22 protein-coding genes, 1 pseudogene and 1 other annotated feature are annotated in these 25771 nt (G+C 65.8%); of the genes and pseudogenes, 13 read left to right on the top strand and 10 right to left on the bottom strand.

Translation table 11 applies throughout. The features are described from left to right. Window positions 1–47 precede the first annotated feature (47 nt). From KF907_RS09735 to KF907_RS09755, 5 genes are all read left to right on the top strand, one after another. Complete coding sequence (locus KF907_RS09735; RefSeq protein WP_291219946.1) at window positions 48–326, top strand: type II toxin-antitoxin system RelE/ParE family toxin; 279 nt, start codon at window positions 48–50, stop codon at window positions 324–326. Then, a complete protein-coding gene (locus KF907_RS09740; RefSeq protein ID WP_291219947.1) occupies window positions 326–619 on the top strand; it encodes a HigA family addiction module antitoxin in 294 nt (97 codons plus the stop codon). The genes KF907_RS09735 and KF907_RS09740 overlap by 1 nt, the downstream gene beginning before the upstream one ends. Before the next feature lie 563 nt (window positions 620–1182). Then, a complete protein-coding gene (locus tag KF907_RS09745; protein ID WP_291219948.1) occupies window positions 1183–1824 on the top strand; it encodes an alanyl-tRNA editing protein in 642 nt (213 codons plus the stop codon). An 83-nt stretch (window positions 1825–1907) separates the two neighbouring features. After that, window positions 1908–2366, top strand: coding sequence for a hypothetical protein (locus tag KF907_RS09750; protein WP_291219949.1), 459 nt, complete (start codon window positions 1908–1910; stop codon window positions 2364–2366). A 426-nt stretch (window positions 2367–2792) separates the two neighbouring features. Beyond that, window positions 2793–4024, top strand: a protein-coding gene (locus KF907_RS09755; protein ID WP_472843838.1) for an IS3 family transposase whose coding sequence is annotated in 2 segments (ribosomal slippage) — window positions 2793–3081 and window positions 3081–4024 — 1233 coding nt in all. Because the reading frame shifts where the segments join, the coding sequence is not laid out codon by codon here. Beyond that, window positions 3071–3187: a sequence feature (AL1L pseudoknot), on the top strand. It overlaps the preceding gene by 117 nt. 168 nt (window positions 4025–4192) lie before the next feature. Here KF907_RS09755 and KF907_RS09760 read toward each other — a convergent pair. Beyond that, window positions 4193–4702 (bottom strand): annotated as a pseudogene (locus KF907_RS09760) (integrase core domain-containing protein); the annotation flags it as partial. A gap of 165 nt (window positions 4703–4867) precedes the next feature. On the opposite strand from KF907_RS09760, the gene KF907_RS09765 reads away from it, so the two are divergent. Genes KF907_RS09765 through KF907_RS09775 form a run of 3 tightly spaced genes read left to right on the top strand, consistent with a single transcriptional unit; the run spans window position 4868 to window position 9323 of the window. Beyond that, a complete protein-coding gene (locus tag KF907_RS09765) occupies window positions 4868–6481 on the top strand; it encodes an FAD-dependent oxidoreductase (RefSeq protein WP_291219951.1) in 1614 nt (537 codons plus the stop codon). Further along, the gene (locus KF907_RS09770) at window positions 6481–7662 is read left to right on the top strand and encodes an L-lactate dehydrogenase (protein ID WP_291219952.1); all 1182 of its coding nucleotides are present in this window, start codon (window positions 6481–6483) and stop codon (window positions 7660–7662) included. The genes KF907_RS09765 and KF907_RS09770 overlap by 1 nt, the downstream gene beginning before the upstream one ends. Further along, entirely contained in the window at window positions 7659–9323 is a 1665-nt protein-coding gene (locus KF907_RS09775; RefSeq protein WP_291219953.1) for an acetolactate synthase large subunit, read from the top strand. Before KF907_RS09770 ends, KF907_RS09775 begins: the two co-directional genes overlap by 4 nt. 275 nt (window positions 9324–9598) lie before the next feature. Here the strand turns inward: KF907_RS09775 and KF907_RS09780 are convergent, their stop codons facing one another. From KF907_RS09780 to KF907_RS09795, 4 genes are read right to left on the bottom strand one after another with little or no spacing between them, the layout of a single operon-like run. Further along, window positions 9599–10984 carry an FAD-binding oxidoreductase gene (locus KF907_RS09780; RefSeq protein WP_291219954.1) on the bottom strand — a complete coding sequence of 462 codons (1386 nt, stop codon included), beginning with the start codon at window positions 10982–10984 and terminating at the stop codon, window positions 9599–9601. A gap of 3 nt (window positions 10985–10987) precedes the next feature. Further along, entirely contained in the window at window positions 10988–11587 is a 600-nt protein-coding gene (locus KF907_RS09785) for a BON domain-containing protein (protein ID WP_291219955.1), read from the bottom strand. Between the two features lie 9 nt (window positions 11588–11596). Then, window positions 11597–11953 (bottom strand): YraN family protein, encoded by a 357-nt coding sequence (locus KF907_RS09790; RefSeq protein WP_291219956.1) that lies wholly within the window; start codon window positions 11951–11953, stop codon window positions 11597–11599. Window positions 11954–11957: 4 nt separating this feature from the next. Further along, entirely contained in the window at window positions 11958–13763 is a 1806-nt protein-coding gene (locus KF907_RS09795) for a penicillin-binding protein activator (RefSeq protein ID WP_291219957.1), read from the bottom strand. Between the two features lie 140 nt (window positions 13764–13903). Here KF907_RS09795 and rsmI point away from each other — a divergent pair, with 140 nt between their 5' ends. Both rsmI and KF907_RS09805 read left to right on the top strand, forming a co-directional pair. After that, entirely contained in the window at window positions 13904–14734 is an 831-nt protein-coding gene (gene rsmI, locus KF907_RS09800; protein ID WP_291219958.1) for a 16S rRNA (cytidine(1402)-2'-O)-methyltransferase, read from the top strand. A 158-nt stretch (window positions 14735–14892) separates the two neighbouring features. Then, a complete protein-coding gene (locus tag KF907_RS09805; protein ID WP_291219959.1) occupies window positions 14893–15942 on the top strand; it encodes an NAD(P)-dependent alcohol dehydrogenase in 1050 nt (349 codons plus the stop codon). 108 nt (window positions 15943–16050) lie between these two features. Here KF907_RS09805 and KF907_RS09810 read toward each other — a convergent pair whose 3' ends face one another. The 4 genes from KF907_RS09810 to KF907_RS09825 form a co-directional block, all read right to left on the bottom strand. Next, window positions 16051–17301 (bottom strand): hypothetical protein, encoded by a 1251-nt coding sequence (locus tag KF907_RS09810; RefSeq protein ID WP_291219960.1) that lies wholly within the window; start codon window positions 17299–17301, stop codon window positions 16051–16053. A 139-nt stretch (window positions 17302–17440) separates the two neighbouring features. Then, window positions 17441–18430 carry a stealth family protein gene (locus tag KF907_RS09815; RefSeq protein ID WP_291219961.1) on the bottom strand — a complete coding sequence of 330 codons (990 nt, stop codon included), beginning with the start codon at window positions 18428–18430 and terminating at the stop codon, window positions 17441–17443. Window positions 18431–18505: 75 nt separating this feature from the next. Continuing rightward, entirely contained in the window at window positions 18506–20596 is a 2091-nt protein-coding gene (locus KF907_RS09820; protein ID WP_291219962.1) for a M13 family metallopeptidase, read from the bottom strand. A gap of 139 nt (window positions 20597–20735) precedes the next feature. Then, the gene (locus tag KF907_RS09825; protein ID WP_291219963.1) at window positions 20736–21416 is read right to left on the bottom strand and encodes a DUF502 domain-containing protein; all 681 of its coding nucleotides are present in this window, start codon (window positions 21414–21416) and stop codon (window positions 20736–20738) included. 186 nt (window positions 21417–21602) lie between these two features. Here KF907_RS09825 and KF907_RS09830 point away from each other — a divergent pair, with 186 nt between their 5' ends. Both KF907_RS09830 and KF907_RS09835 read left to right on the top strand, forming a co-directional pair. Next, the gene (locus KF907_RS09830; RefSeq protein WP_291219964.1) at window positions 21603–22232 is read left to right on the top strand and encodes a DUF47 domain-containing protein; all 630 of its coding nucleotides are present in this window, start codon (window positions 21603–21605) and stop codon (window positions 22230–22232) included. A 22-nt stretch (window positions 22233–22254) separates the two neighbouring features. Then, window positions 22255–23385 carry an inorganic phosphate transporter gene (locus KF907_RS09835; protein WP_291220300.1) on the top strand — a complete coding sequence of 377 codons (1131 nt, stop codon included), beginning with the start codon at window positions 22255–22257 and terminating at the stop codon, window positions 23383–23385. Window positions 23386–24910: 1525 nt separating this feature from the next. On the opposite strand, the gene KF907_RS09840 is transcribed toward KF907_RS09835, so the two are convergent. Beyond that, the gene (locus KF907_RS09840) at window positions 24911–25315 is read right to left on the bottom strand and encodes a hypothetical protein (protein ID WP_291219965.1); all 405 of its coding nucleotides are present in this window, start codon (window positions 25313–25315) and stop codon (window positions 24911–24913) included. Between the two features lie 58 nt (window positions 25316–25373). On the opposite strand from KF907_RS09840, the gene KF907_RS09845 reads away from it, so the two are divergent. Continuing rightward, window positions 25374–25742 (top strand): MGMT family protein, encoded by a 369-nt coding sequence (locus tag KF907_RS09845; protein WP_291219966.1) that lies wholly within the window; start codon window positions 25374–25376, stop codon window positions 25740–25742. Window positions 25743–25771 lie beyond the last annotated feature (29 nt).

Here is a 25771-nt window from a genome sequence, read left to right on the forward strand (position 1 = left end):
GCGTTAGGCCGCTTGTTGCGTAGTGCGCAACGTGATACAATCGCCGCATGATCAAGTCGTTTCGGCACAAGGGGCTACGCAAGCTCTTTGAGACTGGCAACACCGCTGGCGTTCAAGCCAGTCACAGCAAACGTCTGCGGCTGCAGCTTGCCGCCCTCGACACGGCCCACGTCATTGAGGACATGGACGTTCCCGGCTTCAGGCTCCACCCACTCAAAGGGGCAATGAAGGGACGCTGGTCAATCACCGTAAACGGAAATTGGCGGATCACATTCGAGTTCAAAGACGGTAACGCGTACGTCCTAGACTACGAGGACTATCACTAATGAGCATGCACAACCCTCCTCACCCTGGTGAGTTCATCTCCGGCATCTATCTGGAGCCCAACAATATCAGCGGCCGCGAGCTTGCTGAAAAGCTTGGCGTTGCAGCATCCACGCTCAGCCGCGTCCTCAATGGCTCCAGCCGCGTCACCCCAGAAATGGCTCTTCGCTTGTCCAAGGCCATTGGTCGGAGCCCGGAAAGTTGGCTCGCCATGCAGGACGCCCATGATCTGTGGGTCGCTCGCCAGAACATTGACTTGCAAGGTGTGAGCAAGCTCAAACTGGCCGCGGCCTAACAATTCGTTCAAGCCGAAATTGCTTCGTGGCAGCGTCTGCGTGCTTACGCTACGCTAGCACGCAGCCGTTGCCACTTCGCAATTCGGCTTAACTCAGGTGTTAGGCCTCTCACGCAAATGGAGTCGTATCCGTCAGAGCAAGATCTTCTTGCCGCACTCGATCGCGGTGACGAGTTAGTGCGTTTGTGCGCCTCAGGCCGGTTATCGTTCGCTGAGTTCTGTGAGCGCTACGACAATCTCTACTGGGTGTACGCAATGGACGGTCATGAGGCCAATACCGAGGGCAGAGCCGTGCTTACCAAATATGCCTCGCGCATCGCGCCGCACCGGGCCGTAGCTGAAATTTTGGGCATGGTCTGCTCCGACCCCGACGCAGACACTGAGGCCTACCGCCGGGCTGGCCGCTTTGGCTCTAGCGAGGCCGTCGCACGGCTTACACTTGTAGCTTCTGGCCTTTCGGGTGGAGAGGCCTAACAACTCGGTCAAGCGGACCGCCGTCCCGCTGCGCGGGCCGTCGGCCGCTTACCTCGGGCGTTAGGTGGCGAAAATCGTTCGAGAACCCTATGACTATTAAGCACTTCTGGATCGACCCATACGCCGCATCACACCAAACCACGGTGACCTCAGTCGATGGATGTGAAATCGAACTTGAATCCACAATATTCTTTGCCTTCTCTGGGGGACAGGAGAGTGATCAAGGTTTAATTTCTGATATTCCTGTCATATCAGCAAGAAAAGAAGGGTTGCGAATCAAGTACACGTTGCCAGCCAATCATGGACTCGTGATTGGGCAGTTTGTTTGTATTGAGATTGATTGGTCCAGGCGCTATCGATTAATGCGACTTCATTTTGCGGCTGAATTGGTTCTAGAACTCATCTACAACAAACTGAGCGGCACCGAGAAAATTGGTGCCCACATCGCACAAGACAAAGCTCGCATTGACTTTGTCTGGCCACATAGTATTTCGTCAATACTTCCTGCAGTCTCCGAAGAGGCCAATAAAATCATTTCATCAGATTTGCCAATTCACACCGGATTTGACGACTTTGAAAACGAACGGAGGTACTGGGAAATCGATGGACTCTCACGAGTCCCATGCGGCGGTACTCATGTCCGATCGACAGGAGAAATTGGTCAAATCCGACTTAAAAGAAATAACATAGGCAGAGGAAAGGAGCGGGTTGACATCTATCTATGCGAGTAGTTTTCCCATCTAACAATTCGTTCAAGCCGACGCCACTTCGCGGCGCGGCTTAACTCAAGTGTTAGACCATTGGGATGAGCTCAGTGGAAAATGTGCAGCTTGCCAAGGTTGGCCCGTGGCAATTCGATATGCCGGAGGGCTGGCGTCACAAGGACAACGAGAGCAGCGAGTCGTACTTTGAGGCGCCCGATGGAGAAAAAGGGCTGTACGTAAAGTGCATCGAGCTACCCGATCCACAGGCCTCGCCGCAAGCTGTTGCGGAGTACGTGCAAGGCATTCACTTCAAGGCGTTCACCGAGCTCAGCGGCTCAAGGTGGACCGTGATGGGGCGTACGGTCGGAGAGCAAGAAGGCATTGTCCGGTCTGTCCTCGACCTCTACGACGCCCAAGCCAATTACCGTGTGCTTTCGCTGGTAGTTTGTGGCAAGCAACGGGCAGTTCAAATCACCGTGCACGACTACTGGTGTACCGACTATGAGGCAACTTGCAACGCTTTCGGCCCGTTGGTGGCGTCAGTCCATAACACGCAGCCAATGGTCTAACAACTCGGTCAAGCGGACCGTCGTCCCGCTACGCGGTCCGTCGGCCGCTTACCTCGGGCGTTGGGCTTGAACGAATGAAGACAGGAATAGCATCGACTGGGTGGGTGCTGGCACTCGCAGGCCCGATCGTCGTTGATTCTGCGTATCTGACGTTCTCCCGCTGGCCGGTCCGATGGTGGTCCGAAGGCTCAGACTATCTCGCTTTGGCTTTGGCGGTGGTTGTTGGTGTCGCGGGCATATTTCTTTTCGTTCGTAGCGCTGCTCGCCGCATCATTGCCTCAGTGGTGTACGTGTGCGCGGCATTCGTTGCACTAACGTGGTACTCGTTGGCGTTCGTATGCCGTGCCTTTGGAGATTGCCTCTGATGCCCAACAAGTGAACCGCCCCGGGAAACGTGGAGGCTCCAACTCTTGAGAGAATGGAGCCATGAACACGTCGAAGAAGTTTTCCCCTGAGGTCCGCGAGCGTGCAGTCCGGATGGTGCTGGAGCATCGCGGGGAGTACCCGTCGCTGTGGACGGCCGTGGCGTCGATCGCCCCCAAGATCGGCTGTGTGCCGCAGACGCTGCTGACGTGGGTGAAGCAGCACGAGGTCGATGCGGGGACGCGCGATGGCGTGACGACCGCGGACGCCAAGCGGATGAAGGAACTGGAGCGCGAGATCAAGGAACTGCGCCGGGCCAATGAGATCCTGAAGCTGGCGAGTGCTTTTTTCGCCCAGGCGGAGCTCGACCGCCGGCTGAAGCCCTGAGGACGTTTGTCGCCACGCACCGGAGCACATTCGGGGTCGAGCCGATCTGCAGGGCCTTGCAGATCGCCCCGTCCGGCTACCGGCGACACGCGGCCCGCCATCGCGAGCCTGAGCGACGCCCGGCGAGGGCGAAGCGCGACGAGGCCCTGATTCCGGAGATCCACCGGGTATGGCGGGCCAACCTGCAGGTCTATGGCACCAACAAAGTGTGGCGACAGCTCGGCCGCGAGGGCATCACGGTGGCTCGATGCACGGTCGAGCGACTGATGCGCCAGCAGGGCCTGCGCGGCGTGATGCGCGGAAAAGCGGTGCGAACGACGATCAGTGATCGCAACGTGCCGTGCCCACAGGACAAGGTGAACCGGCAGTTCCGCGCCGAACGGCCGAACCAGCTGTGGGTGTCGGACTTCACCTACGTTTCGACCTGGCAGGGCTGGCTGTACGTGGCCTTCGTCATCGACGTGTTCGCCCGCCGCATCGTGGGCTGGCGGGTCAGCGACTCGATGCGGACGGACTTCGTACTCGATGCGCTGGAGCAGGCGCTGTACGCACGCCAGCCGGAGCGTGACGGCACGCTGATCCATCACAGCGATCGGGGTTCGCAGTACGTGTCGATTCGCTACAGCGAGCGGCTCGCCGAAGCGGGCATCGAGCCGTCCGTTGGCAGCCGAGGAGACAGCTATGACAACGCGCTGGCCGAGACCATCAACGGGCTCTACAAGGCCGAACTGATCCACCGCCGTGGCCCCTGGAAGACGAAGGCGGCGGTGGAACTGGCGACGCTGGAATGGGTGTCGTGGTTCAACACCCAGCGCCTCCTCGGATCGATCGGGCATATCCCGCCGGCAGAGGCTGAGGCAAACTACTACCGGCAACTCGCCGAGAGGCCCGTTGCCGAGCTGGTCTGACTTAAACCAAACAGCCTCCACGAAAGCCGGGGCGGTTCAGTCACGGCCTCGGAGCCGCCGGCTAACAATTCGTTCAAGCCGAAATTGCTTCGTGGCATCGTCTGCGTGCATACGCTACGCTAGCACGCAGCCGTTGCCACTACGCAATTCGGCTCGTTAGCTTCCCCGTCAAGCAGACATTTCAAAAGTAGAATTTCCGGCGACGTGTTTGCGGTACTCGGCAGGGGGCAGGTCGCCGAGCGAATCGTGTGGACGGTCCTCGTTGTACTCGAGCATCCACCAGTGTGCCGCCTCGCGCACGTCGTCGAGGCAGGTGAACAGGTGCTGGTCCAGCACTTCCTGGCGGAACGTCCGGTTGAACCGCTCGATGTAGGCGTTCTGGTTCGGCTTGCCGGGCTCGATCAAGCGCAGCAGCACGCCACGCTCGTGGGCCCATGTGGTCATGGTTCTCCCGCAGAACTCCTTGCCGTTGTCCGAGCGGATGATCTTCGGGAGCCCGCGGCTCAATGCCAGGCGCTCCAGCACGCGGACGACGCCATGGCCGGAGATCGCACGTTCCGTCTCGATCGCGACGGCTTCGTGCGTGGCGTCGTCGACAATCGTCAGGCGTTTGATCACGCGACCATCGGGCGTTGACATGGCGCGGAGGTTGGTGAGGGCGAGTGGCCGATTGAGCGGGAAAACACCTGGGACGTTTCCCACACCTGAGTCCGGTCGCGCGATGGTGCAGAATGGGGCGTCCAGGTGTGGGTAGCCCATGAGCATGTCTTTCCCCGTCATCCGCTTGATCGCAGGTTCCGCGGCTGTCGCGGGCGATGAACCCCGCACTCCCGGTGGGGCATCGTGAGCGTTGGGCAGCGCGCCGATGTGGTGATCGTCGGCGGTGGCCTGGCCGGTATCGTGACGGCGCTGGAGTGCCTGCGTTCGGGGCTGCGCGTGATCGTGGTCGACCGCGACACTCCGGAGCGGCTGGGTGGCCTGGCCTTGTGGGCCTTTGGTGGCATGGCGCTGGTGGATACGCCCTTGCAGCGGCGCAGGAAGATCGCCGATTCGCCGGAGCGCGCGTTGCGTGACTGGATGAGTTTCGGCGAACTCGACGAGGCGGACGTGTGGCCACGACGCTGGGCCGAACACTACGTCGAGCATTCCTGTGCGCGCGTGCACGACTGGCTGCGCGGGCATGGGCTTTCGTTCATGCCGGCGGTGAACTGGGTCGAGCGCGGGCTCCGGGGCGATGGCAACAGCGTGCCGCGTTACCACATCGTCTGGGGCACCTCGCGCGAGCTGACGCGCTGCATGATCGCGAAGATGCGCGTGGCCGACAGCGGCGGGCGCCTTACCCTGCTCAGCGGTCATCGCGTGACCGCCATCGACAACAGCGGCGGCCGGGTGTCGGGCGTGCAGGTCGAACAGGAATCGACCGGCGCGCAGTCGCGCATCGAGGCGCCGGTGGTTGTGCTGGCGATGGGCGGCATCAACGGTTCGCTCGAACAGGTGATCGCGAACTGGCCGGCCGGCCGCCCACGTCCGGCGCAGATGCTCAACGGCGCGCATCCGTTTGCCGATGGCCGGCTGCATCATCGCGTCGCCGACGACTGCGGCGGCCAGCTCACCCACGTCGGCGAGATGTGGAACTACGCGGCCGGTGTTCCGCATCCGCAGCCGCACTATCCAGGCCACGGCCTGTCGCTGATCCCGTGCAAGTCGGCCTTGTGGCTGGACCATCGCGGCCGGCGCATCGGCCCGCAGCCGCTGGTCACGGGGTTCGATACCCACGATCTTTGCCAGCGCGTGTCGGCGCTCGAAGGTGGCTGGACCTGGCATCTGATGAACCGGCGCATCGCCGCGCGCGAACTGGCGATCTCAGGAGCCGAACACAACCCGCGCATCCGCGACCGGCAGTTCATCCGTTTCGTCGCGGAGATGCTGCTGGCCCGCGGCACGCTGATCGACCGCATGTTGCGCGAGAGCCCGCATTTCCTCGCCGACGACACCTTGGTCGGACTGGCAGACAAGATGAACGCGTTGGCCGGCACGCGCGACATCGATGCGAACACCTTGCAGGCCACGGTCGATGCCTTCGACGCGAACTTCCACGATGGTGCCGCGCCGGAGAACGACGAACAGATCCGCCGCATCCTCGAGGCACGGCAATGGGGCCCGGAAAAGCTGCGCACTTGCGCGCCGGCGCCGTTGTACATGCAGGGCGCCGGTCCGTGGATCGCGATCCAGACACGCCTGATCACGCGCAAGAGCCTCGGCGGTTTGCAGACCGACCTGCAAAGTCGCGTGCTGCGCGCCGACGGCAGCGCAGTGCCGGGCCTGTACTGCGTCGGCGAGGCGGCCGGCTTCGGTGGCGGCGGTGCCAGCGGCAAGCGCTCGCTGGAAGGCACCTTCCTGCCGGGCTGCATCCTGACCGCACGCGCCGCGGCGGATTCGATCAGGGAGGGTGGCTGATGGCCTGGCGATTTCCTGTCACCGCGCATGACTACAGCCGACTGGCCGCATCGCGCCTGCCGCGCTTCCTGTCCGATTACGTCGACGGCGGCGCTGGCGACGAACAGACGTTGCGCGCGAATGATGCCGCGTGGGCCGCTGTGACTTTGTGTCAGCGCGTGCTGGTCGATGTCGATGGCGTGGACACGACCACTACGCTGGTTGGCCAGTCCTGCGCGATGCCGCTGGCGCTGGCTCCGGTCGGGCTGGCCGGGATGATGGCGCGCCGTGGCGAGGTGCAGGCTGCGCGGGCTGCGCGGGCGGTGGGCGTACCTTTCACGCTGTCGACAGTCGGCATCTGTCCGCTTGAGGAACTCCACGCTGCGGGGGTCGATCCGGTGTGGTTCCAGCTCTACATGCTGCGCGATCGCGGCATCGTGCAGGCCTTGCTGCAGCGGGCCTGGGCGGCGGGTTGCCGCACGCTGGTGTTCACCGTCGACCTGCCGCTGCCCGGCATGCGCCATCGCGATACGCGCAACGGCCTGGGCGCGGGCAGCGTGCGTGCGCGCATGCTCAAGATCATCGACCTGCTGTCGCGCCCGGGTTGGGTGCGCGACGTGGGCCTGCGTGGCAAGCCACATGTGTTTGGCAGCCTCGCCCAGCAGGTGCCCGGCGCGCGCGACCTCGATGCGTTCAAGGCTTGGGTGGACAGCCAGTTCGACCCGTCCGTCACCTGGGCCGACATCGATTGGCTGCGCGCGCAATGGCCCGGCACGCTGCTGCTCAAAGGCATCCTCGATGCGGACGATGCGCGCGCGGCCGTGCGTTGCGGCGCGCAGGGACTGGTGGTGTCCAACCACGGCGGGCGGCAGCTCGATGGCGTGGCGGCCACTGCGAACAAGCTGCCGTGCATCGTCGAGGCCGTCGGCACACAGGCCGAGGTGCTGGTCGATGGCGGCATCCGCAGCGGCGTCGATGTGCTGCGCGCGCTGGCGCTCGGCGCGAACGGCGTGCTCATCGGCCGGCCCTGGGTGTGGGCGCTCGCGGCCGGTGGCGAGCAGGCCCTGGCCGACATGCTGGCGCGCTGGCGGCGGGAACTGCGCCTGGCGATGACGATGGCCGGCGTGCGTCGCATCGCCGACATCGATGCCGGCGTGCTGGATGTTTCCTCGAATACCGACAACGGGAGCGCAACGACATGAACGGCGCACAGGCCCTGATGAAGACCCTCGCTGATGCCGGCGTGAGCGTGTGCTTCAGCAATCCCGGCACCTCCGAGATGCACTTCGTCGCAGCGCTGGACCAGGAGCCACGCATGCGTGCCGTGCTGGCCCTGTTCGAGGGCGTGGCCACCGGCGCGGCCGATGGCTACGCGCGCATGGCCGGCAAGCCGGCCGCGACGCTGCTGCATCTCGGCTGCGGGTTGGGCAACGGGCTGGCCAACCTGCACAACGCGCGCAAGGGCAGGGTGCCGGTGGTGAACATCGTCGGCGATCACGCCACCTACCACGTCAAGTACGACGCGCAGTTGCAGTCCGACATCGAGACGGTGGCGCGCAACGTCTCCACCTGGGTGCGCACGTCGGGTTCGACCGAAAAACTCGGTGACGATGCCGCGCAGGCCGTGGCGGCGGCGATGGGACCGCCAGGCCAGGTTGCCACGCTGATCCTGCCGGCCGACGTGTCGTGGAGCGAGGGCGGTGTGCCCGCGGCTCCGGTGCAGCCGACCACTGCGCTGGTGGCCGACGAGGCGACCCTCGACGCCATCGCCCAGGCCCTCCGCAGTGGCGGCAAGGCCGCACTGCTGCTCGGCGCACGCGCGTTGCGCGAACCGGGCCTGCTCGCGGCTTCGCGCATCGCCGCGCAGGCCGGTGTCAAGCTGTTCGCCGAAGTGTTCCCGACCCGCATCGAGCGCGGCGCCGGCCTGCCGCATGTCGAGCGCCTGGCCTATCTGGCCGAACTCGCATCGTTGCAGCTGCGTGGCCTCGATCACCTGGTGCTGGTCGATGCCAAGTCGCCGGTGTCGTTCTTCGCCTATCCGGGCAAGGCCAGTGATCTGGTGCCCGAAGGCTGCACCGTGCACACGCTGGCCTCGCCGATGCAGGATGCGGTCGGCGGATTGCAGCAACTCGCCGCGCGCCTCGGCGCCGATGCGGTCGCGCCGGTGTTGCAGCCCGCCGTGCGTCCAGATCGTCCGAAGGGCAAGCTGACTGCCGAGAAGGTCTGCAAGGCCGTTGGCCACCTGCTGCCGGAAAACGCGATCATCGTCGACGAAGCGCAGACCTCGGGCGTGATGCTGCCGCACTTCACGCGCGGCGCGCCGCGCCACGATGTCATCACCCTGACCGGCGGTGCCATCGGCCAAGGCCTGCCAAACGCGGTCGGTGTCGCGGTGGCCTGCCCGGACCGGCCGGTGCTCGCGCTGGTCGGCGACGGTTCGGCGATGTACACGATCCAGGCCTTGTGGACGATGGCGCGCGAGAAGCTCGACGTCACCACCATCATCCTCAACAACCGCTCCTACGCCATCCTCAACGTGGAGCTGCAACGCGTCGGTGCGACCGGCGGCGGCAGCAAGGCCGGCGAGAAGGCCCGCTCGCAACTGGACCTCGGCAACCCCGGCATCGATTTCGTGCAGATGGCCGCCGGCATGGGCGTCCACGCCGTGCGCGCCATCAGCGCCGACGAGTTCTGCGATGCATTGGCCTACGCCCTGCGCGCGCCGGGCCCGCATCTGATCGAGGCCGTCGTGCCGAGCACCTTTTCCGGACTGAAGCTGCGCCTGCTACCGCACATCCTCGGCTCGCTGGCCAGCCTGCCGCAGTCGCTGGCGCTGGCGATCAAGCGCAAGGTGTCTCCTTGATGCCGCTGCGCCGAGCATTTCGACTGCAGGGAACCTCGACGAACCTCTCATTTCCTCGTCATCACGGCGAAGGCCAGGCAAGCACGCAGCGCGCAGAACGTTCGAAGGACGGCCCCGAAGGGGCGAGCGCAGCAGGTCATCCAGTGCCTTTAAGGCATGCAAGCAATGGCACTGGGCTGCGGTCTTCGCCGGAGCGACGGATCCTGATTGGCTTGTCAAAGGTTCCTTGCTGCGCGTCAGCCCGGCATGGCCGTCATGCCCCCTTCCCGGCCCCATCAGGGCAACAGCTTTCCCGGATTCAAGATGCCGTCGGGGTCGAACTGGCGCTTGATCGCGTGCATGAGGTCGAGGGCGACCGGGTCGAGTGCGCGGGTCATGAACGGACGCTTGGCGAGGCCGATGCCGTGTTCGCCGGAGAGCGTGCCGTCGAGGTCGAGGACGAGCGCGAACACGGCGTCGAGGCAGGCATCGACGTTGGCGGCGTGGGTGGCATCGTCGGGACGGTAGAGCAGGTTGACGTGGATGTTGCCGTTGCCGGCATGGCCGAAGTTCACGATCGGGATGGCGAAGCGCTGCGAAAGCGCCTTGAGTCCGGCGATCAGCGCCGGCACCCGGCTGACCGGCACGACCACGTCCTCGTTGATCTTGTTCGGTGCGAGCGTGCGCAGGGCCGGTGACAAGGCCTTGCGTGCGGCCCAGATGCGTTCGACTTCGGTGGCGTCGCACGCCTCGTGCCAGTCGAGCAGGCCGTCGCCGCGCGCGGCACGGGCGATCGCGTCGGCTGCCCCGGAAAGCGTGTCGGCTTCGCCGTCGACCTCGACGACCAGCATCGCACCGGCCTGCGGGATCGCCTCGCCGCCGTGCTCGCGCGCGAGGCGCAGTGCTTCGTCGTCGAGGAACTCGAGCGCGCATGGCGTGACCGGCTGCGCCATGATGCGTGCGACCGCGGCGGCGGCGGCGCCGATGTCGGCATAGGTTGCGCGCAACGTGCGCACCGCCGACGCGATCGGGGTCAGCTTCAGCGTGGCCTCGGTGACGACCGCCAGGGTGCCTTCCGAACCGACCAGCAGGCGCACGAGGTCGTAACCGGTCGCGCCCTTGGTGGTCGGCTTGCCGCAGCGGAATGCCTCACCCGTGCCGCCGACCGCGCGCAGGGCGAGCACGTTGTCGCGTGTCGCGCCGTACTTGACCGCGCGCGGGCCGCCGGCGTTGCAGCCGATGTTGCCCGCGATCGAGCAGAACGGCGCCGAGGTCGGATCGGGCGCCCAGAAGAAGCCATGCGGTTTCAGTGCGGCCTGCAGATCGGCATTGAGTACGCCGGGCTCGACCACGGCGATGCGGTTGTCGGCATCGATAGCGAGGATGCGGTTCATGCGCTCGAAGCTGGCGACGATGCCGCCGGCCACCGGCACGGTAGCGCCGGTGGTGTTGGTGCCGCGTCCGCGCGCGACCAGCGGCAGTTGCAGTTCACGGCAGATGCGCACGAGTGCGACGACCTGGTCATGCATGGTCGGAAACACGACCGCATCGGGCAGTGCCTCGCGTCGCGAATTGTCGTAGCCGTAGACCGTGCGTTCGGCTTCGTCGAGCGTGAACTCGTCCGCGGCGAAGCACTCGCGCAGGCGCGCGCCGAGTGCGGCGGGGGCCGGCGAGGTGGCCATGCGCTAGTCCCCGGTGTACTCGAATACCTTGACCACGCGCTCGACGCCATTGACGTTGCGCGCGATTTCGGTGGCGATCTCGTCTTCCTCGGCCTTGAGGATGCCTTGCAGGTAGACGGTGCGGTGGGCGGTGCTGACCTTGACCCGGGTCGGGTCGAAGCCCGGCGTCGACACGGCATCGAGCAGGGCGAGCTTGACGCGCGCGGTCAGGCGGTTGTCGTTGCGACGCGCCCAGAAGCCTTCGGGCTCCATGATGTCGATTTCGTTGACGATGCGCCTGACGCCCTCGAAGCCGGTGACCGTTTCCTCTGCGCGTGCCTTCAGTTCCGGGGTGCGCACCTCGCCCATCAGCAACATCGTGCCGTTGTAGACGGCGATCATCACGCGATTGCGCAGCACGAGTTCCTTGTCCTTGTTGATCGTGTCGTAGGCGCTGAGCTGGATGCGCTTGTCGTCGATGACGATGCCGGTGCTGCGGCGGTCGTGCACGGCCGAGCCGGTGGCGACGGCGCCGGTGGCGACCACGGCGACACAGCCGCCGAGCAGTGGCAGCAGGAGCAACAGCAGTGCAATGGTGCTGGAGATTCTGGCGGAAAGATTCATCGGCATTGCTCAGTCAGTGCGGAAGGCATCGCGCAACCACTCGATCGTCGGGTGACCTGCCACGCCACCGATCGCCACGACGTCGAAGCGGCAGGCGTGATGCACCCACTGAGGGTGCATCTGCAGGAACATCCGCGCCGCGGCGACCAGGCGTGCGCGCTTGCTTGCGCCGACCGACGCCACAGCGCCGCCGAAACCATGGCCGCGACGGTAGCGCACTTCGATGAACGCGAGTACGTCGCCGTCGCACATGACGAGGTCGAGTTCGCCATAGCGGCAGTTGAAGTTGCGCGCGACCAGGCGCAGTCCGTTGCGCTCGGCGTGGGCGAGGGCGATGTCCTCGTAGCGGGCACCGGTGCTGCGCACGGTCCTACGGCGCAGCCGGGCTCAGTGCACCGTACACGGGCCGCGCAACGCCACCGGAATAGCGAGCCCAGGTCAGCACCCGGTGGATGCGACCGAAGCTGTCGGCGGCGAGCTGACCGGTTGCACCGTCGAGGTAGGCGTCGCGGTTGGCCAGCAGCCAGTCCAGATACGGCAGCAACGCATAGGCATCCATGCCGAAGGCGAACAGGCGTGCACCGACGCCGCCGGCGCTGCGCAGGTAGTGGCTGATCTCGTTGCGGTCCGGACGGCCGGGCACGGTGCCGAACAACCACGCGGCATCGCAGAATTCGATGCCATCGAGATCGCGATCGAGGCCAGGACTGGTCTCACCGGAGTGGATGTGCGAGGTGGCCAGCACCGGTACGTTGACGCCGGCGAGCTTGAGTTGCGGGGCGAGCAGGCGTGCCTGCTGCGGACGCATGCTGATGAACACGCCGGCGTCGGTGGGCGTGTCTCGGCGCACGCTGCCGTCGATGGTCTGGGTCGCATCGGTGATGGCTGCGGCGGCCTGCAACACGGCACTCTTGTAGTTGACCTCGGATTCGCGGATGCGTGCCTCGCCGGTCACCGTGCCGCCGCGCGACTCGAACTGCGCGCGGAAGGCGAGCGCGGCGCGTTCGGCCCAGTCGGTATCGGCGGCGATGATCGCTGCGCGGGTCAAGCCGAGCGACAGCATGCGCTCGGCAGCCTGCATGCCTTCGGCATCCGGCAACAGGCCGAACTCGGCGCTGCCGGGCGGCGGTGTCTCGCCGCTGTCGGGGTGGTTGAGGGCGAGCACGCGCACCGGCAGCGACTGGCGCAAAAGCGCACCGACGGCCTCGCGCTGCAAGGGGCCGACGACGACGCCGGCACCATCGGCGACGGCCTTGCGGTAGGCGGCGATGGCGTCTTCCGGTGTGCGTCCGGCATCGTACAGGCGCAGGCTTGGGCGATGGCCATCGACGTCGTTGTAGTAGGCGGCGAGGAACCCATCGCGGATCGATTGCGCGACGCCAGCCACCTGGCCGCCGAACGGCAGGATCAGGGCGACCTGGGCGATCGCGCGATAGCCCTCGCGCTCGCTGCCCGGCAACAGGGTGCCGACCGGTCGCTGTGGTATTGGCAGCGTGCGCGGCAGGGCTCCGCCATGCCGACGGATCGCCTGCTCGATCGCAGGCAGCAGCGGATCGTCCGGGCGCAGCGTGGTCGCATGTGCTTTCAGTGTCGATTCGTCGAGGCCAGCCAGCAGGTCGAGGAGCTGTTCGCGGTTGTCCTCGCGATCGACGCCGTCGAGTTCGCCATCGAGCATCGTGCGCAAGCGTGCGGCGGCCAGGCGCTTGCCATTGGCTGCCTCGGAACGGGCGCGGAGTTCCAGCACGCGTGCGCGCAGCGGCGCCGGCACGCCGGTTTCCGGGATCGTGAGCAAGGCGCTGGCACGCGCCGCGTCACCGTGACGCAGCGCGAGCTCGGCTTCGAGCAGGTCCAGGCGCAGCGCCTCATCGCCGACCAGGCGTCGGCGTTTGATGTCGGCAGTGATGCGCTCGACGCCGGCGAAGTCGCCGGCGTCGCGTCGTGTCTCGGCGGCGCGCAGGCGGTAGCCGGCGGCACGATCGCCGCCGCGGCCGGCCAGTTCGAGCCAGGCGTCGGTGGCCGCGTCGAGATCGCCGTCGCGGGTGAGCTGGGTGGCACGCGCGCTGTTGACGTCGTCGACCGGGGCCGGGCCGACACCGCCGCTGGTCGCGCAGCCGGCGAGGGCGAGAAGAACACTCAGCAGGAAGGCGTGCTTGGAGGAAATCGCGAACGCGGGCATGAGGCAGCAAGGTTCCGTATCGAGGCCCGGATGATAGCCCGGATGAGCGTTGATGAAGCCGGGCATCGGGAGTGGGGAATGGGAAGATCAAGAGCGATGCATCATCCTATCGCCCATTCTCCACTCCCCATCCCCGACTTATGGATGTGAAACCTGGCCGCCTGTGGGTGGTGGCGACGCCGATCGGCAACCTCGACGACCTGTCGCCGCGCGCGGCCGAGGTATTGCGCACGGTGGCCACGGTGGCCGCCGAGGATACGCGCCACAGCACGCCGCTGCTCGCCCGGGTCGGCAGCCGGGCCCGTACGCTGGCCTTGCATGAGCACAACGAACGCGAGCAGGCGGAACGCATCGTCGCGCTGCTGCGCGAAGGTCAAGACGTCGCCTTGGTCGCCGATGCCGGCACGCCGCTGGTCAGCGACCCGGGCTTCCGTCTCGTGCGCGCGGCACGTGAAGCCGGCATCGAGGTATCACCGGTTCCGGGACCATGCGCGGCGATCGCCGCATTGTCGGTGGCCGGCCTGCCGAGTGATCGCTTTGTCTTCGAGGGGTTCCTGCCAGCCAAGTCCGCCGCGCGTCGCGAGCGCCTGCAGGCGCTCGCCGCGGAGACACGCACGCTGATCTTCCATGAATCGAGCCACCGCATCGCCGACATGCTCGACGACTGCGTGGCGGTGTTCGGTGGCGCACGCGCTGCTGTCGTCGCGCGCGAGCTGACCAAGCTGTTCGAGACCGTGCTGTCAGCGCCGCTCGGCGAACTTGCCGCACGGGTGCACGCGGATGCGAACCAGCAGCGCGGCGAGTTCGTCGTCCTCGTCGGCGGTGCCGACGGTGCCGATGCCGACGTCCGCCTGGCCGAGGGCCGCCGCGTGTTCGCCCTGCTGCGCGACGAACTGCCGCCCGCCCGCGCCGCCAAACTCGCCGCTGCGATCACGGGCGCGCCACGCAAGGCCTTGTACGGGGAAGGCTGATCGCTGCCAGCTTCGCCCGCAGCGCACCCGGCGCGCGATTCCTTTCCCAGCAATTGCGAAAGCGCGGTCGCGCACACGGTGCGCTTAGGGGTACGTTCCATTCCGATCGGCACGCGGGACTACAATGCGACGCGACAGCAAGCCAGGGGCGAGCACACATGACCATCAAGGCCTGCGGCGCTCATGCCGCTGACAAGCCGCTGGAAATCCTCGACATCACGCGCCGCGCGCCCGGTGCGCACGATGTGCAGATCGACATCGCCTATTGCGGCGTCTGCCACTCGGACCTCCACCAGGTCCGTTCCGAGTGGGCCGGCACACGGTATCCGTGCGTGCCGGGGCACGAGATCGTCGGTCGCGTGGCGGCCGTCGGCGCGCGGGTGACCGCCTTCAAGCCTGGCGACCTGGTCGGTGTCGGCTGCCTCGTCGACAGTTGCGGGCAGTGCGAAGAATGCGGTGACGGGCTGGAAAACTACTGCGACAACTGGGTCGGAACCTACAACAGTCCGACGCCGGATGCGCCCGGTCATACGCTGGGTGGATATTCGCAGGCGATCGTCGTGAACGAGCGCTTCGTGCTGCGCATCCGTCATCCGGCGCAGCACCTGGCTGCGGTGGCGCCCCTGTTGTGCGCGGGGATCACCACGTATTCGCCGCTGCGCCACTGGAGGGTCGGGCCAGGGCAAAAGGTCGGCGTGGTCGGCATCGGCGGCCTCGGCCACATGGGCATCAAGCTTGCGCACGCGATGGGCGCGCATGTGGTCGCGTTCACCACTTCAGAATCAAAGCGTGCGGCGGCCACGGCATTGGGCGCGGATGAAGTGGTGGTGTCGTGCAACGCCGGGGAGATGACTGCGCACGTCAAGAGCTTCGATTTCATCCTCAACACGGTGGCCGCACCGCATGACCTGGATGCATTCCTTGCCCTGCTCAAGCGCGACGCCACCATGACCCTGGTCGGGGCGCCATCGTCGCCGCATCCGTCGCCCAACGTGTTCGGCCTCATCATGAAGCGCCGCGCGCTCGCCGGCTCGCTGATCGGTGGCATCCCTGAGACGCAGGAGATGCTGGATTTCTGCGCCGAACACGGCATCGTCGCCGACATCGAGTTGATTCGTGCGGGGCAGATCAACGACGCCTACGAACGCATGCTGAAGGGCGATGTGAAGTACCGCTTCGTGATCGACATCGCTTCGCTGGCGGGGTGAGGTCGCCATTGCCGTCGTGCAGGAGCCCGTTTACGGGCGATGCTTTTCGTGTCGTCGAGAGCATCGCCCGAAAGCGGGCTCCCACCGGGGCTCCTGCGGAGTACGGCTTCAGGGTTCCGCGTCGAAGCCGTCGACAAAGATCGTGTCGCTGCTGTCGGCATAGGCGATGAACACGCCGCTTCCCCATTCGACCTGGTTGTTGCCGGTCGGGTGCAGGCCGGCGACGAAGACGACGTCGCCGCGTGTGTTGACACCGGGTTTTCCGGCGAAGATCGGCGAGCTGTCGTGCTGGCCGATCTGCGCGGAGCCGAGATCGGTCTGCACGGGCGTGGATTGGCCGACGACGCGCACGAGGGTGTCGCCATCGCCGGCATAGATCGCCTGGCCGGCGGCGTCGCGGCCGCGGAACACGACGAGGCCTCCGACGTTGATCGCCGGGGCGAAGAACTCGATCTCGCGGATCGTGCCGGCCGGGTCGACTGCGGCGATCAGGGTCGTCGTCGTGCCGTCGCTGCGCAGGACCACACGGCGATTGTCGGCGGCGCGGCGTGCGACGACGGCGACCACGCCGTCGGCATTGACGCCGAGTCCATTGTCGAAGCCCGACCACAGCGATGCGGGATCGACCGCCTGGTTGGCGAGGATACGCGTCGACGTGCCATCGGCGGCGAACAAGCGGATTTCCTGTTCTGTCGACATGTCCGGTGAGGTCGCCACCTTGACCGCGATGCGGCGCTGGCCATCGAAGGCGGGCGTGTAGATGTAGGTGTACGGGCTGCCCGGGCTGACGCCTCCGTCACCGGCATGGATGACCGTGTTCGTGCCGAGCGTTGAGGCCAGCGCGCGACCCGACGAGAACACCGCCTGGTAGCCGATCGCACCGGCGCTGTTGATGCCGGGTGAGGAATAGCTGTTGGGAATCACCGGCAGGGTGTTGACTCGCGCGGCCACGCCGGCCACCGGATCGTAGAGGTACAGGCCATCCTGCGTGCCGGTGTCGCGCATGGTGAAGACGATGCGGCCGGTGGCATTGATCGAGGCCTCGGGGCTGATCCCCGAATCGGCCGGGCCTTCGTACACGAGCGCGCCGCTGCCGCTCGCGCCGGTCCACAGGCCGGGGTGGCTGCCGCCGGCCCCCGGCACGACGCCGACGGTGAAGGCGACCTGCGCGGTGTCGTTGATCGCGGCGCTGATGCTGTTGAATGACGAACCGGGTGGCAGGTTCCAGCCGTTGTCATTGACCAGCAGGTTGCTGCGTGCCTGCAGCTCGATATCCGACCAGGTCGGCACGGCGGCGAGCGCGCCTGCGAATGGGGCCGGCAGCAGCAGGGCAAGGGCGAGTCGAGTGGTGATGTGCATGCGATTCCTCGCGCGGAAGCAATCAGGGTGATCGGATTGTACGAGGCGCATGGCCCTTCGCAGGAACCCCGGCAGGAGCCCGTTCACGGGCGATGCTTTTCGACACGGCGCTGGCAAGGCATCGCCCGTGAACGGGCCCCTACGAAAGCCCGCCGATCACATCGTCGAGCCGCCCAACACGCCGGTCGAGCCAGGCGTCGATGCGCGCTTGCGCTGTTTGGCCGGCCATCTCGAGGCTCTGTACGACGACGAACGCAGCACGCTCGTCACGATCGGCGCGATTCATCTTGGCCTGCATGCGCGGCAGCCATTGTTCACTCGGCTTGAGCTGAACAGTGTGCAGACGATTGTCGAGGATGGAGTCGTGGCGGGCGATTTCGAGGTGGGTGGCGACTGCTTCGGTCTTGAACTGCTCGTCGGAGCGCAGGCGGTAGGAGACGTTTCGGGCGAGCAGTTCCGGGTGCTCGGCGAAGAACGCCGCAAGCACCGACACGCGCATCGGGTACGGGTTGTGGTAGAGCCGGTAGTAGCGATCGTGCATTCCGGCGAGACGTGCGCTGCGCTGCTGCGCGTCGAGGTTGCCGACGCGTGTTTCGCCCCCGCGCAGACCACGCCACCAGGTCTTGAGCCGGTGCGAGACGAGATGCTGCGATTGCGTACGCCACTGCCCGCGCAGGACGACGCGGCCATCGCGGAAGAAGTCACTCTCGTCGATCGGGCGCAGCAGGGCCATGTCGTCGTTGAAATAGACGAACTGGTCGGCGAGTCCCGGAGTGCGCCAGAGCAGGCTGATGATCGCGCGGCTGTTGAAGGTCGGCAGGTGCTGTTCGAAGCCGGCGAAGATGTCGCGATGGTCGACGATGGCGATGCGTTCGGCCCAGGGCGTGCCGGCCAGACGCGCGACCAGTGCCGGCACCTGGCCGTCGGTGACGATGTGGATGCGGCGAAACCACGGTGCGAAACGCAAGATCGAGGCGACGCACCAGTCGATTTCGCCGGCGTCGTTGAAACGCGTGCTGTGTGCGGCGCGCGGCCGTTCACCGCCGCGTTCGGCCAGGTAGGTGGCGAGGCGCTCGCGGTGTTGCGGGTCGGCGCCGTCGACCCAGGTGATGACGGCATCGGTGCTCATGGTGGTGCATGCTCGCACGACACGAGGCGGAGCATCCCGGCCCGTGCACGCGACGTGCACGGGCCGGGGGTTCAGTCACCAGATCTTCACCTGCGCATCGCCACTGCGCACCATCGCATCGCCTTCCTTGCAGCCGAAGGCGCTGGCGAAACTGTCGAGGTTTGACGGCGCGCCGGTCGCGCGGTAGCGGGCCGGTGAGTGCGGGTCGGTGGCGAGCATCACTTCGAGGCGCTTGTCGAGCATGTTGCCGCGCCATACGCGCGCCCAGTTCAGGAAGAAGCGCTGGTCTTCGGTATAGCCGTCGATCGTTGCGTTCGATTCGCCCGGCTTCTTGCCCAGGGCGACCTGCAGGGCGTCGTAGGACACGGTGAGGCCGCCGAGGTCGGCAATGTTCTCGCCGAGCGTGAGCACGCCGTCGATGTGCTTGCCCGGCAGGGGCTCGTAGGCGGCGAACTGCTCGACGAGCTTGCCGGTACGCGCCTTGAATGCCTCCTTGTCGGCAGGCTGCCACCAGTCCGCGTAATTTCCACGGGCGTCGAACTGGCTGCCCTGGTCGTCGTAGCCGTGGATCGCCTCATGCCCAATCACCGCGCCGATGCCGCCATAGTTGATCGCGTCGTCGGCCTGGGCGTCGAAGAACGGCGGCTGCAGGATCGCGGCCGGGAAGTTGATCGTGTTGTCGGTCGGGTTGTAGTAGGCGTTGACCGTCTGCGGTGTCATGTGCCACTCGAGGCGGTCGGTCGGCTTGCCGATCTTGGCCACGTCGTGGGCATGGTTGAACTTCAGCGTGGCAAGGATGTTGCCGAAATGATCGTCGCGCTTGAGTTCCAGGCCACTCCAGTCGCGCCATTTGTCGGGATAGCCGATCTTCGGCAGAAAGCTCGCCCACTTTTCAAGCGCCTTGGCCTTGGTCGCCTCGCCCATCCAGTCGAGCTTTTCGATGCGCGCCTTGAGTGCGGCTTGCACGTTGTCGACCAGCACCCGTGCGCGCTCCTTCGCTTCGGGCGGGAAGTTGTCGACGACGTAGAGCTGGCCGAGGGCCATGCCGATGTTGTCATTGACCGACGCCAGCGCGCGCTTCCAGCGCGGCTCCTGTTCCTTCTGGCCGTTGAGCGTCTGCTTGTGGAAGGCGAAGCTCGCATCCTGGAATGGCGAGGACAGATACGGCGCGGCGGCGTCGACGGCGTGGAAGCGCAGGTAGGCCTGCCACTGCGCGATCGGCGTTTCCGCGATCATGCGGTCGACCTCGGCGAAGAACTTCGGCTGCGACAGGGAGAAGCCCTTTTCGACATTGGCGCCCTGGGCTGCGAAGAACGCCGGCCAGTCGAAGTGCGGCATGGCCTTCTTCGCCTCATCGAGGCTGACGAAATTGTATTGATTGGCCGGATCGTTGAGTTCGGCCGGGGCGAACGAGACCTTGGCCAGGCGCGTCTCGAAGGCGAGCACGTCGGCGGCCTGCTGTTTTGCCGCGGCGGCGTCGACGCCGACCAGTTCGAGCAGGCGCACGATGTGGGCGGTGTAAGCCTCGCGCGTCGCCGCGTGCTTGTCGTCGGTGTAGTAATCGCGCGTCGGCAGGGTGAGGCCGGCCTGGAAGGCGTAGGCGATGGTGTTGGCGGAGTCCTTGTAGTCGGCGCCGGAGCCGAAGGCGAACACCTGCATGAAGCCCTGGGCGTGGGCGGCTGTCAGGTAGGCGGCAACATCGCCCGGACCCTGCAGCGCATCGATCTTCGCCAGTTCGGACTTGATCGGGTCGAAACCGGCGCGTTCGATCGCCGCTTCGTCCATGGCGGCGGCATAGAACGCGCCGACCAACTGTTCGAGCGAGCCGGGGGCTGCATCGGTCTTCGCCGCGACGGCCTCGACCAGTGCCTTCTGCGTGTTCAGGCTCTTCTCGCGCAGCATGTCGAAGGAACCCCAACGCGTCTTGTCTGCCGGCACCGGATTGGCCGCGAGCCATTTGGCATTGACGAAACCGTTGAAGTCCTGGCAGGCATCGATGGTGGTGTCGAGTTCGCTGATGTCGAAGGCGACATGCTTCTGCACCGGCGCTGTGCTGGCGGCTGGCGCAGCCGCTGCCGTAGTCGGCTGGTCGGCCTGCTTGCATGCGGCAAGGGTGAGGGTGGTCGCAAGCGCGAGCGCCAGCGGTTTCAGCGGGGTCGGGTTCATGGAGTCTCCGTTGCCTTTGGGCAGTGCCGGCAGGATGCGGGCACGGGTCGGTGGGAAGGACGCGCTGGGTGCGCGGGCTTGCAATTCTTCGAGGCTGGCGATTCTGCCGCGTCGAGGTCCGGCGCGGTTGTGTCGAAGGTCATCCGCCGGTCGGCCTCGCGGGCGTGTCCGTACCGCGCCAGTGAGTGCTGAAGGGCAGCGCCTCGGGCGCGACTGCCCCGGCCGAGAGAATGAAGGCCATGGCCTGGTCGACGCTCCAGTCGGTCGCGGTGAGGCGTTCGACCGGCACGATCTCGAGGTAGCCGCCGGTCGGGTTCGGCGTGGTCGGCACGTACACGGCGGCCAGTTCGCGGCCACCGGCATCGTTGAACACGCGCGTGACGAAGCCGACCGACTTGAGCTCCGGCGATGGAAAGTCGATCAGCACCACGCGCTGCGCGCCACTCGGCTTGTTCTGCAGCACCGACATGAGCTTTTTGGTGCCGCCATAGATCGTCTGCACGACCGGAATGCGCTCGATCAGGTGTTCCATGCCGTCGATCAGGCGCCGCCCAAGCACGCGGTTGGCGGCGAAGCCGAGGCAGTACAGACCGACCAGGGTGATGGCGAAGGCGAGCAGCGAAACCAGCCAGGGCTGGCCGAGGAAACTGCCCATGCCGGGCCAGGTACGGCCGATCACGGCGAGCAGCTTGCCGACCAGCGGCGCGCTCGACGACGACAGCAGGCCGAACACGAACGAGAACACCACGAGGGTCAGCCACAACGGCACGACTGTCAGCAGTCCGGTCAGCAGGTAGCGCTTGATGTAGAGCGGACGCATGCGGGCAGCCATCAAGGCGGGGGTTGGCGATTATCGCGCGTGGGGCGGCGGATGGGGAATCGGTCGTCGCTGGAGGCCGCGTTCACGCGTCCGCGGCAGCCGGTGCGGCGTTCCCGTCGCGCAGGCGCGCCATCGTCTTGTTGTAACATTCGCCGCCCGCGCGCCCATCACCCACGGACCAACGCCATGTTTTCCCTGCAGACGATCTTCGGCAAGGGTGACAAGTTCTACGGCCTGCTCGAAGCCAGTGCAGACGCTGCCCGCCAGAGCGCGCGCGCGCTGGGAACCATGCTCGCCGACCGTTCCCAGGCGCCAGCCCTCGACGAATTCCGGGTTGCCCGCAAGCGCGAGAAGGACCTGCTCGCGCAGATCAACCTCGAACTGGTCAACACGTTCGTGACCGCGCTCGAGCGCGAGGACATCGAAGCGCTGGCCGGGGCGCTCTACAAGATTCCGAAGACCGTCGAGAAATTCGCCGAGCGCTACGTGATGTTCGCCGACCGCCTCGCCGACACCGACTACGCTTCGCGCGCGCAGATGCTCGAGCGCGCCTGCGAGGTGATCGTGCAGATGGTCGGCGAGCTGCGTCGTGGCTTCAAGCTCGACGTCATGCACGACCTCAACGAGCGCATGCAGTCGATCGAGAGCGAGGCCGATCGCCTGCTCCTCGATCTCTATCACGAGTTGTTCCTTGACCAGAAGGACATGGGGCGCCTGCTGCTGCGCAAGGATCTGTTCGAATTGCTCGAGAAAGCCATCGACAAGTGCCGCGACGCGGCCAACGTCGTCTACCAGATCGCCCTCAAGAACTCCTGAGCGCTGGAGCAGGCCCGTGACCCTGAGCATCACCCTGGTCTTGCTCGTCGTCCTCGTCGCGCTTGTCTTCGAGTACATCAATGGTTTCCACGACACGGCGAACTCGATCGCCACCGTGGTCGCCACCAAGGTGCTGAGTCCCGGCCAGGCGGTCATGCTCGCCGCCGGGGCCAACCTGATCGGTGCGTTGTGGGGCACCGCCGTTGCCAAGACGATCGCCTCTGGCCTGATCGACACCGGTGTCGTCGCGGTCACGCCGCAAGTGCTGATCTGCGCCCTGCTCGGCGCGATCATCTGGGACCTCATCACCTGGTGGTGGGGCCTGCCGTCGAGTTCGTCGCACGCACTGGTGGGCGGATTGTGCGGCGCCGCGCTGGCTGCCGCGCACGACAACTGGTCGTCGATCATCTGGTGGCAGGGCGGCGAACACTGGTGGCTCGGCAAGGGTCTGGTACCGAAGGTCATCCTGCCGATGTTCAGTTCGCCCCTGCTCGGCTTCGTGTTCGGCTTCCTGCTCATGGGCGGGATCTTCGCCTTGGTCAGCTTCCTCGGCTCGCGCACCGGCGCGGTGCAGAAGCTCGGTCGTCCAAGGTTTCTCAATGCCTTCTTCGGCAAGGCGCAGATCCTCTCGGCCAGCGCGATGGGGCTGTCGCACGGCATGAACGATGCGCAGAAGACCATGGGCATCATCGCCCTTGCGCTGGCCGGGGCGACCAGCGCCGGCAGTTTCGACAGCCTGCCCGACATGCTGTCATTCCTGCGCGTCGAGGAAGATGCCGGCAAGCAGTTCGAGATCGCGCTGTGGATCAAGGTCGTCTGCGCGCTGGTCATGGCCGCCGGCACCGCGGCGGGTGGCTGGCGGATCATCAAGACGCTCGGCCACAAGATGGTCAAGCTGCACCCGGTCAATGGGTTCGCCGCCGAAAGCGCCTCGGCGACGGTCATCATCGCCGCCTCGCATTTCGGCATCCCGGTCTCGACCACGCACAACATCTCGTCGGCGATCATGGGCGTCGGCGCGGCCAAGCGCTTCTCGGCGATCAAGTGGACGATCGTCGAGCGCATGGTCTGGGCCTGGCTGTTGACGATCCCGGTGACGGCAGTCCTGGCCTGGCTGCTCGTGCGCGCCGTGCAATACCTCGGTCTCGATTGAGCCGCCCACCAGGAAGTGCCCGCAGGAACCGCCCGTGGGACGCGGCCGTAGGAAGCCGCTGTACGAAGCGGCCGTAGGAAGCGCCCGTAGGAAGCGGCCGTAGGAAGCGGCTGTAGGAAGCGGCTGTAGGAAGCGGCTTCAGCCGCGATGCCCCTGCCGTACAACACCCCACCGAAGAAGCATCACGCCTGAAGGCGTTTCCTACAGCGTTGATGTCTGCAACAAGGCATCACGCCTGAAGGCGTTTCCTACAGCCACCAAACCCACGCCGCCCCGCAGGAACCGCCCGTAGGAAGCGGCCGTAGGAAGCGGCTTCAGCCGCGATGCCCCTGCCGTACAACACCCCACCGAAGAAGCATCACGCCTGAAGGCGTTTCCTACAGCGTTGATGTCTGCAACAAGGCATCACGCCTGAAGGCGTTTCCTACAGCCACCAAACCCACGCCGCCCCGCAGGAACCGCCCGTAGGAAGCGCCCGTAGGAAGCGGCCGTAGGAAGCGGCTGTAGGAAGCGGCTGTAGGAAGCGGCTTCAGCCGCGATGCCCCTGCCGTACAACACCCCACCGAAGAAGCATCACGCCTGAAGGCGTTTCCTACAGCGTTGATGTCTGCAACAAGGCATCACGCCTGAAGGCGTTTCCTACAGCCACCAAACCCACGCCGCCCCGCAGGAACCGCCCGTAGGAAGCGGCCGTAGGAAGCGGCTTCAGCCGCGATGCCCCTGCCGTACAACACCCCACCGAAGAAGCATCACGCCTGAAGGCGTTTCCTACAGCGTTGATGTCTGCAACAAGGCATCACGCCTGAAGGCGTTTCCTACAGCGTTGATGTCTGCAACAAGGCATCACGCCTGAAGGCGTTTCCTACAGCCACCAAACCCACGCCGCCCCGCAGGAACCGCCCGTAGGAAGCGGCCGTAGGAAGCGGCTGTAGGAAGCGGCTGTAGGAAGCGGCTGTAGGAAGCGGCTTCAGCCGCGATGCCCCTGCCGTACAACACCCCACCGAAGAAGCATCACGCCTGAAGGCGTTTCCTACAGCGTTGATGTCTGCAACAAGGCATCACGCCTGAAGGCGTTTCCTACAGCGTTGATGTCTGCAACAAAGCATCACGCCTGAAGGCGTTTCCTACAGCGTTGATGTCTGCAACAAGGCATCACCCCTGAAGGCGTTTCCTACAGCCACCAAACCCACCCCGCCCCGCAGGAACCGCCCGTAGGAAGCGCCCGTAGGAAGCGGCCGTAGGAAGCGGCTGTAGGAAGCGGCTTCAGCCGCGATGCCCCTGCCGTACAACACCCCACCGAAGAAGCATCACGCCTAAAGGCGTTTCCTACAGCGTTGATGTCTGCAACAAAGCATCACGCCTGAAGGCGTTTCCTACAGCGTTGATGTCTGCAACAAGGCATCACGCCTGAAGGCGTTTCCTACAGCGTTGATGTCTGCAACAAGGCATCACGCCTGAAGGCGTTTCCTGCGAAAGAACATGCGATGAACGCAGTGGTATCCAGCGGATGCCGCGTCGCCCCGGCTCAGAACGCGTCGCCGCCCGCCGAAATCGATAGCTCCAGGCGATCGCCGAGCAGGCCGAGTTCGCGCACGACGCGGTCGATCTCGTCGCCGGTCAACAGTTCGTACGGACGGTTTTCGCACAGGTGCAGATAGGGCGAACCGTCGAGGTCGCTGAGGGCGAGGTAGCCGATGCGCTGCTCCCAGTTGAAGCGCAGGCAGCGCGCGGCGTCGATGCCGGTGGCCGGGCCGATCGGGGTCGAGATGCGCAGGTGTTTGTTGCCGTCCTCGTCCTCGATTTCGGTGAGGTAGATGCCCTGGTGGCGCCCCTGGGCCACGGTGAGGTCGAAGCTGATCAGGTAAGGGTCGTTCGTGCGCAGGCTGTGCTGCTCGCTCGCGTGCGAGCGGATCTGTTCGAAACTGTGCACGGCGTTCTCCCCGATTCCGGATCGACCGGTATGCTAACCGTTTCGACGAGTCACGCGCATGGCTTCGGGCAAGACGGCCACCACGGTTTCGGCAGTGCCGCCACCGCATGCGGCGATCCACCGCGCCGTGCTGGCGATCCCGCGTGGCTGCGTGGCGAGCTACGGCGAGGTCGCGGCACGCGCTGGATTGCCGGGGCGCGCGCGCCTGGTCGGGCGTGTGCTCGCCGCCGCCGGCGAGGCCGCGCGCCTGCCCTGGCATCGGGTGCTGCGTGCGAACGGTCAGTTGGCCTTCCCGCCGGACAGTGCCGCATTCCGCGAGCAGAAGCGCCGCCTTGCGGCGGAGGGTGTGATCCTGCGCGGCACGCGCGTCGATCTCGGCCGCCACGGCTGGCAGTGCAACCTCGATGCCGAGCTGTGGGCGCCTTGAACCCGGCGCGTCCTGCCCCGATCCTTGGC

Origin of the sequence: Dokdonella sp., from assembly GCF_019634775.1 — a bacterium.
In the GTDB taxonomy this organism is placed as follows: Bacteria; Pseudomonadota; Gammaproteobacteria; order Xanthomonadales; family Rhodanobacteraceae; genus Dokdonella.

What these genes read in the sequence shown, in the direction of transcription:
- KF907_RS09830 (WP_291219964.1), top strand. Translation starts at nt 21,603, where the DNA reads ATGTTTTCCCTGCAGACGATCTTCGGCAAGGGTGACAAGTTCTACGGC.
- KF907_RS09775 (WP_291219953.1), top strand. Translation starts at nt 7,659, where the DNA reads ATGAACGGCGCACAGGCCCTGATGAAGACCCTCGCTGATGCCGGCGTG.
- KF907_RS09795 (WP_291219957.1), bottom strand. Translation starts at nt 13,763, where the DNA reads ATGCCCGCGTTCGCGATTTCCTCCAAGCACGCCTTCCTGCTGAGTGTT.
- rsmI (WP_291219958.1), top strand. Translation starts at nt 13,904, where the DNA reads ATGGATGTGAAACCTGGCCGCCTGTGGGTGGTGGCGACGCCGATCGGC.
- KF907_RS09820 (WP_291219962.1), bottom strand. Translation starts at nt 20,596, where the DNA reads ATGAACCCGACCCCGCTGAAACCGCTGGCGCTCGCGCTTGCGACCACC.
- KF907_RS09770 (WP_291219952.1), top strand. Translation starts at nt 6,481, where the DNA reads ATGGCCTGGCGATTTCCTGTCACCGCGCATGACTACAGCCGACTGGCC.
- KF907_RS09805 (WP_291219959.1), top strand. Translation starts at nt 14,893, where the DNA reads ATGACCATCAAGGCCTGCGGCGCTCATGCCGCTGACAAGCCGCTGGAA.
- KF907_RS09810 (WP_291219960.1), bottom strand. Translation starts at nt 17,301, where the DNA reads ATGCACATCACCACTCGACTCGCCCTTGCCCTGCTGCTGCCGGCCCCA.
- KF907_RS09845 (WP_291219966.1), top strand. Translation starts at nt 25,374, where the DNA reads ATGGCTTCGGGCAAGACGGCCACCACGGTTTCGGCAGTGCCGCCACCG.
- KF907_RS09815 (WP_291219961.1), bottom strand. Translation starts at nt 18,430, where the DNA reads ATGAGCACCGATGCCGTCATCACCTGGGTCGACGGCGCCGACCCGCAA.
- KF907_RS09740 (WP_291219947.1), top strand. Translation starts at nt 326, where the DNA reads ATGAGCATGCACAACCCTCCTCACCCTGGTGAGTTCATCTCCGGCATC.
- KF907_RS09785 (WP_291219955.1), bottom strand. Translation starts at nt 11,587, where the DNA reads ATGAATCTTTCCGCCAGAATCTCCAGCACCATTGCACTGCTGTTGCTC.
- KF907_RS09780 (WP_291219954.1), bottom strand. Translation starts at nt 10,984, where the DNA reads ATGGCCACCTCGCCGGCCCCCGCCGCACTCGGCGCGCGCCTGCGCGAG.
- KF907_RS09735 (WP_291219946.1), top strand. Translation starts at nt 48, where the DNA reads ATGATCAAGTCGTTTCGGCACAAGGGGCTACGCAAGCTCTTTGAGACT.
- KF907_RS09745 (WP_291219948.1), top strand. Translation starts at nt 1,183, where the DNA reads ATGACTATTAAGCACTTCTGGATCGACCCATACGCCGCATCACACCAA.
- KF907_RS09825 (WP_291219963.1), bottom strand. Translation starts at nt 21,416, where the DNA reads ATGCGTCCGCTCTACATCAAGCGCTACCTGCTGACCGGACTGCTGACA.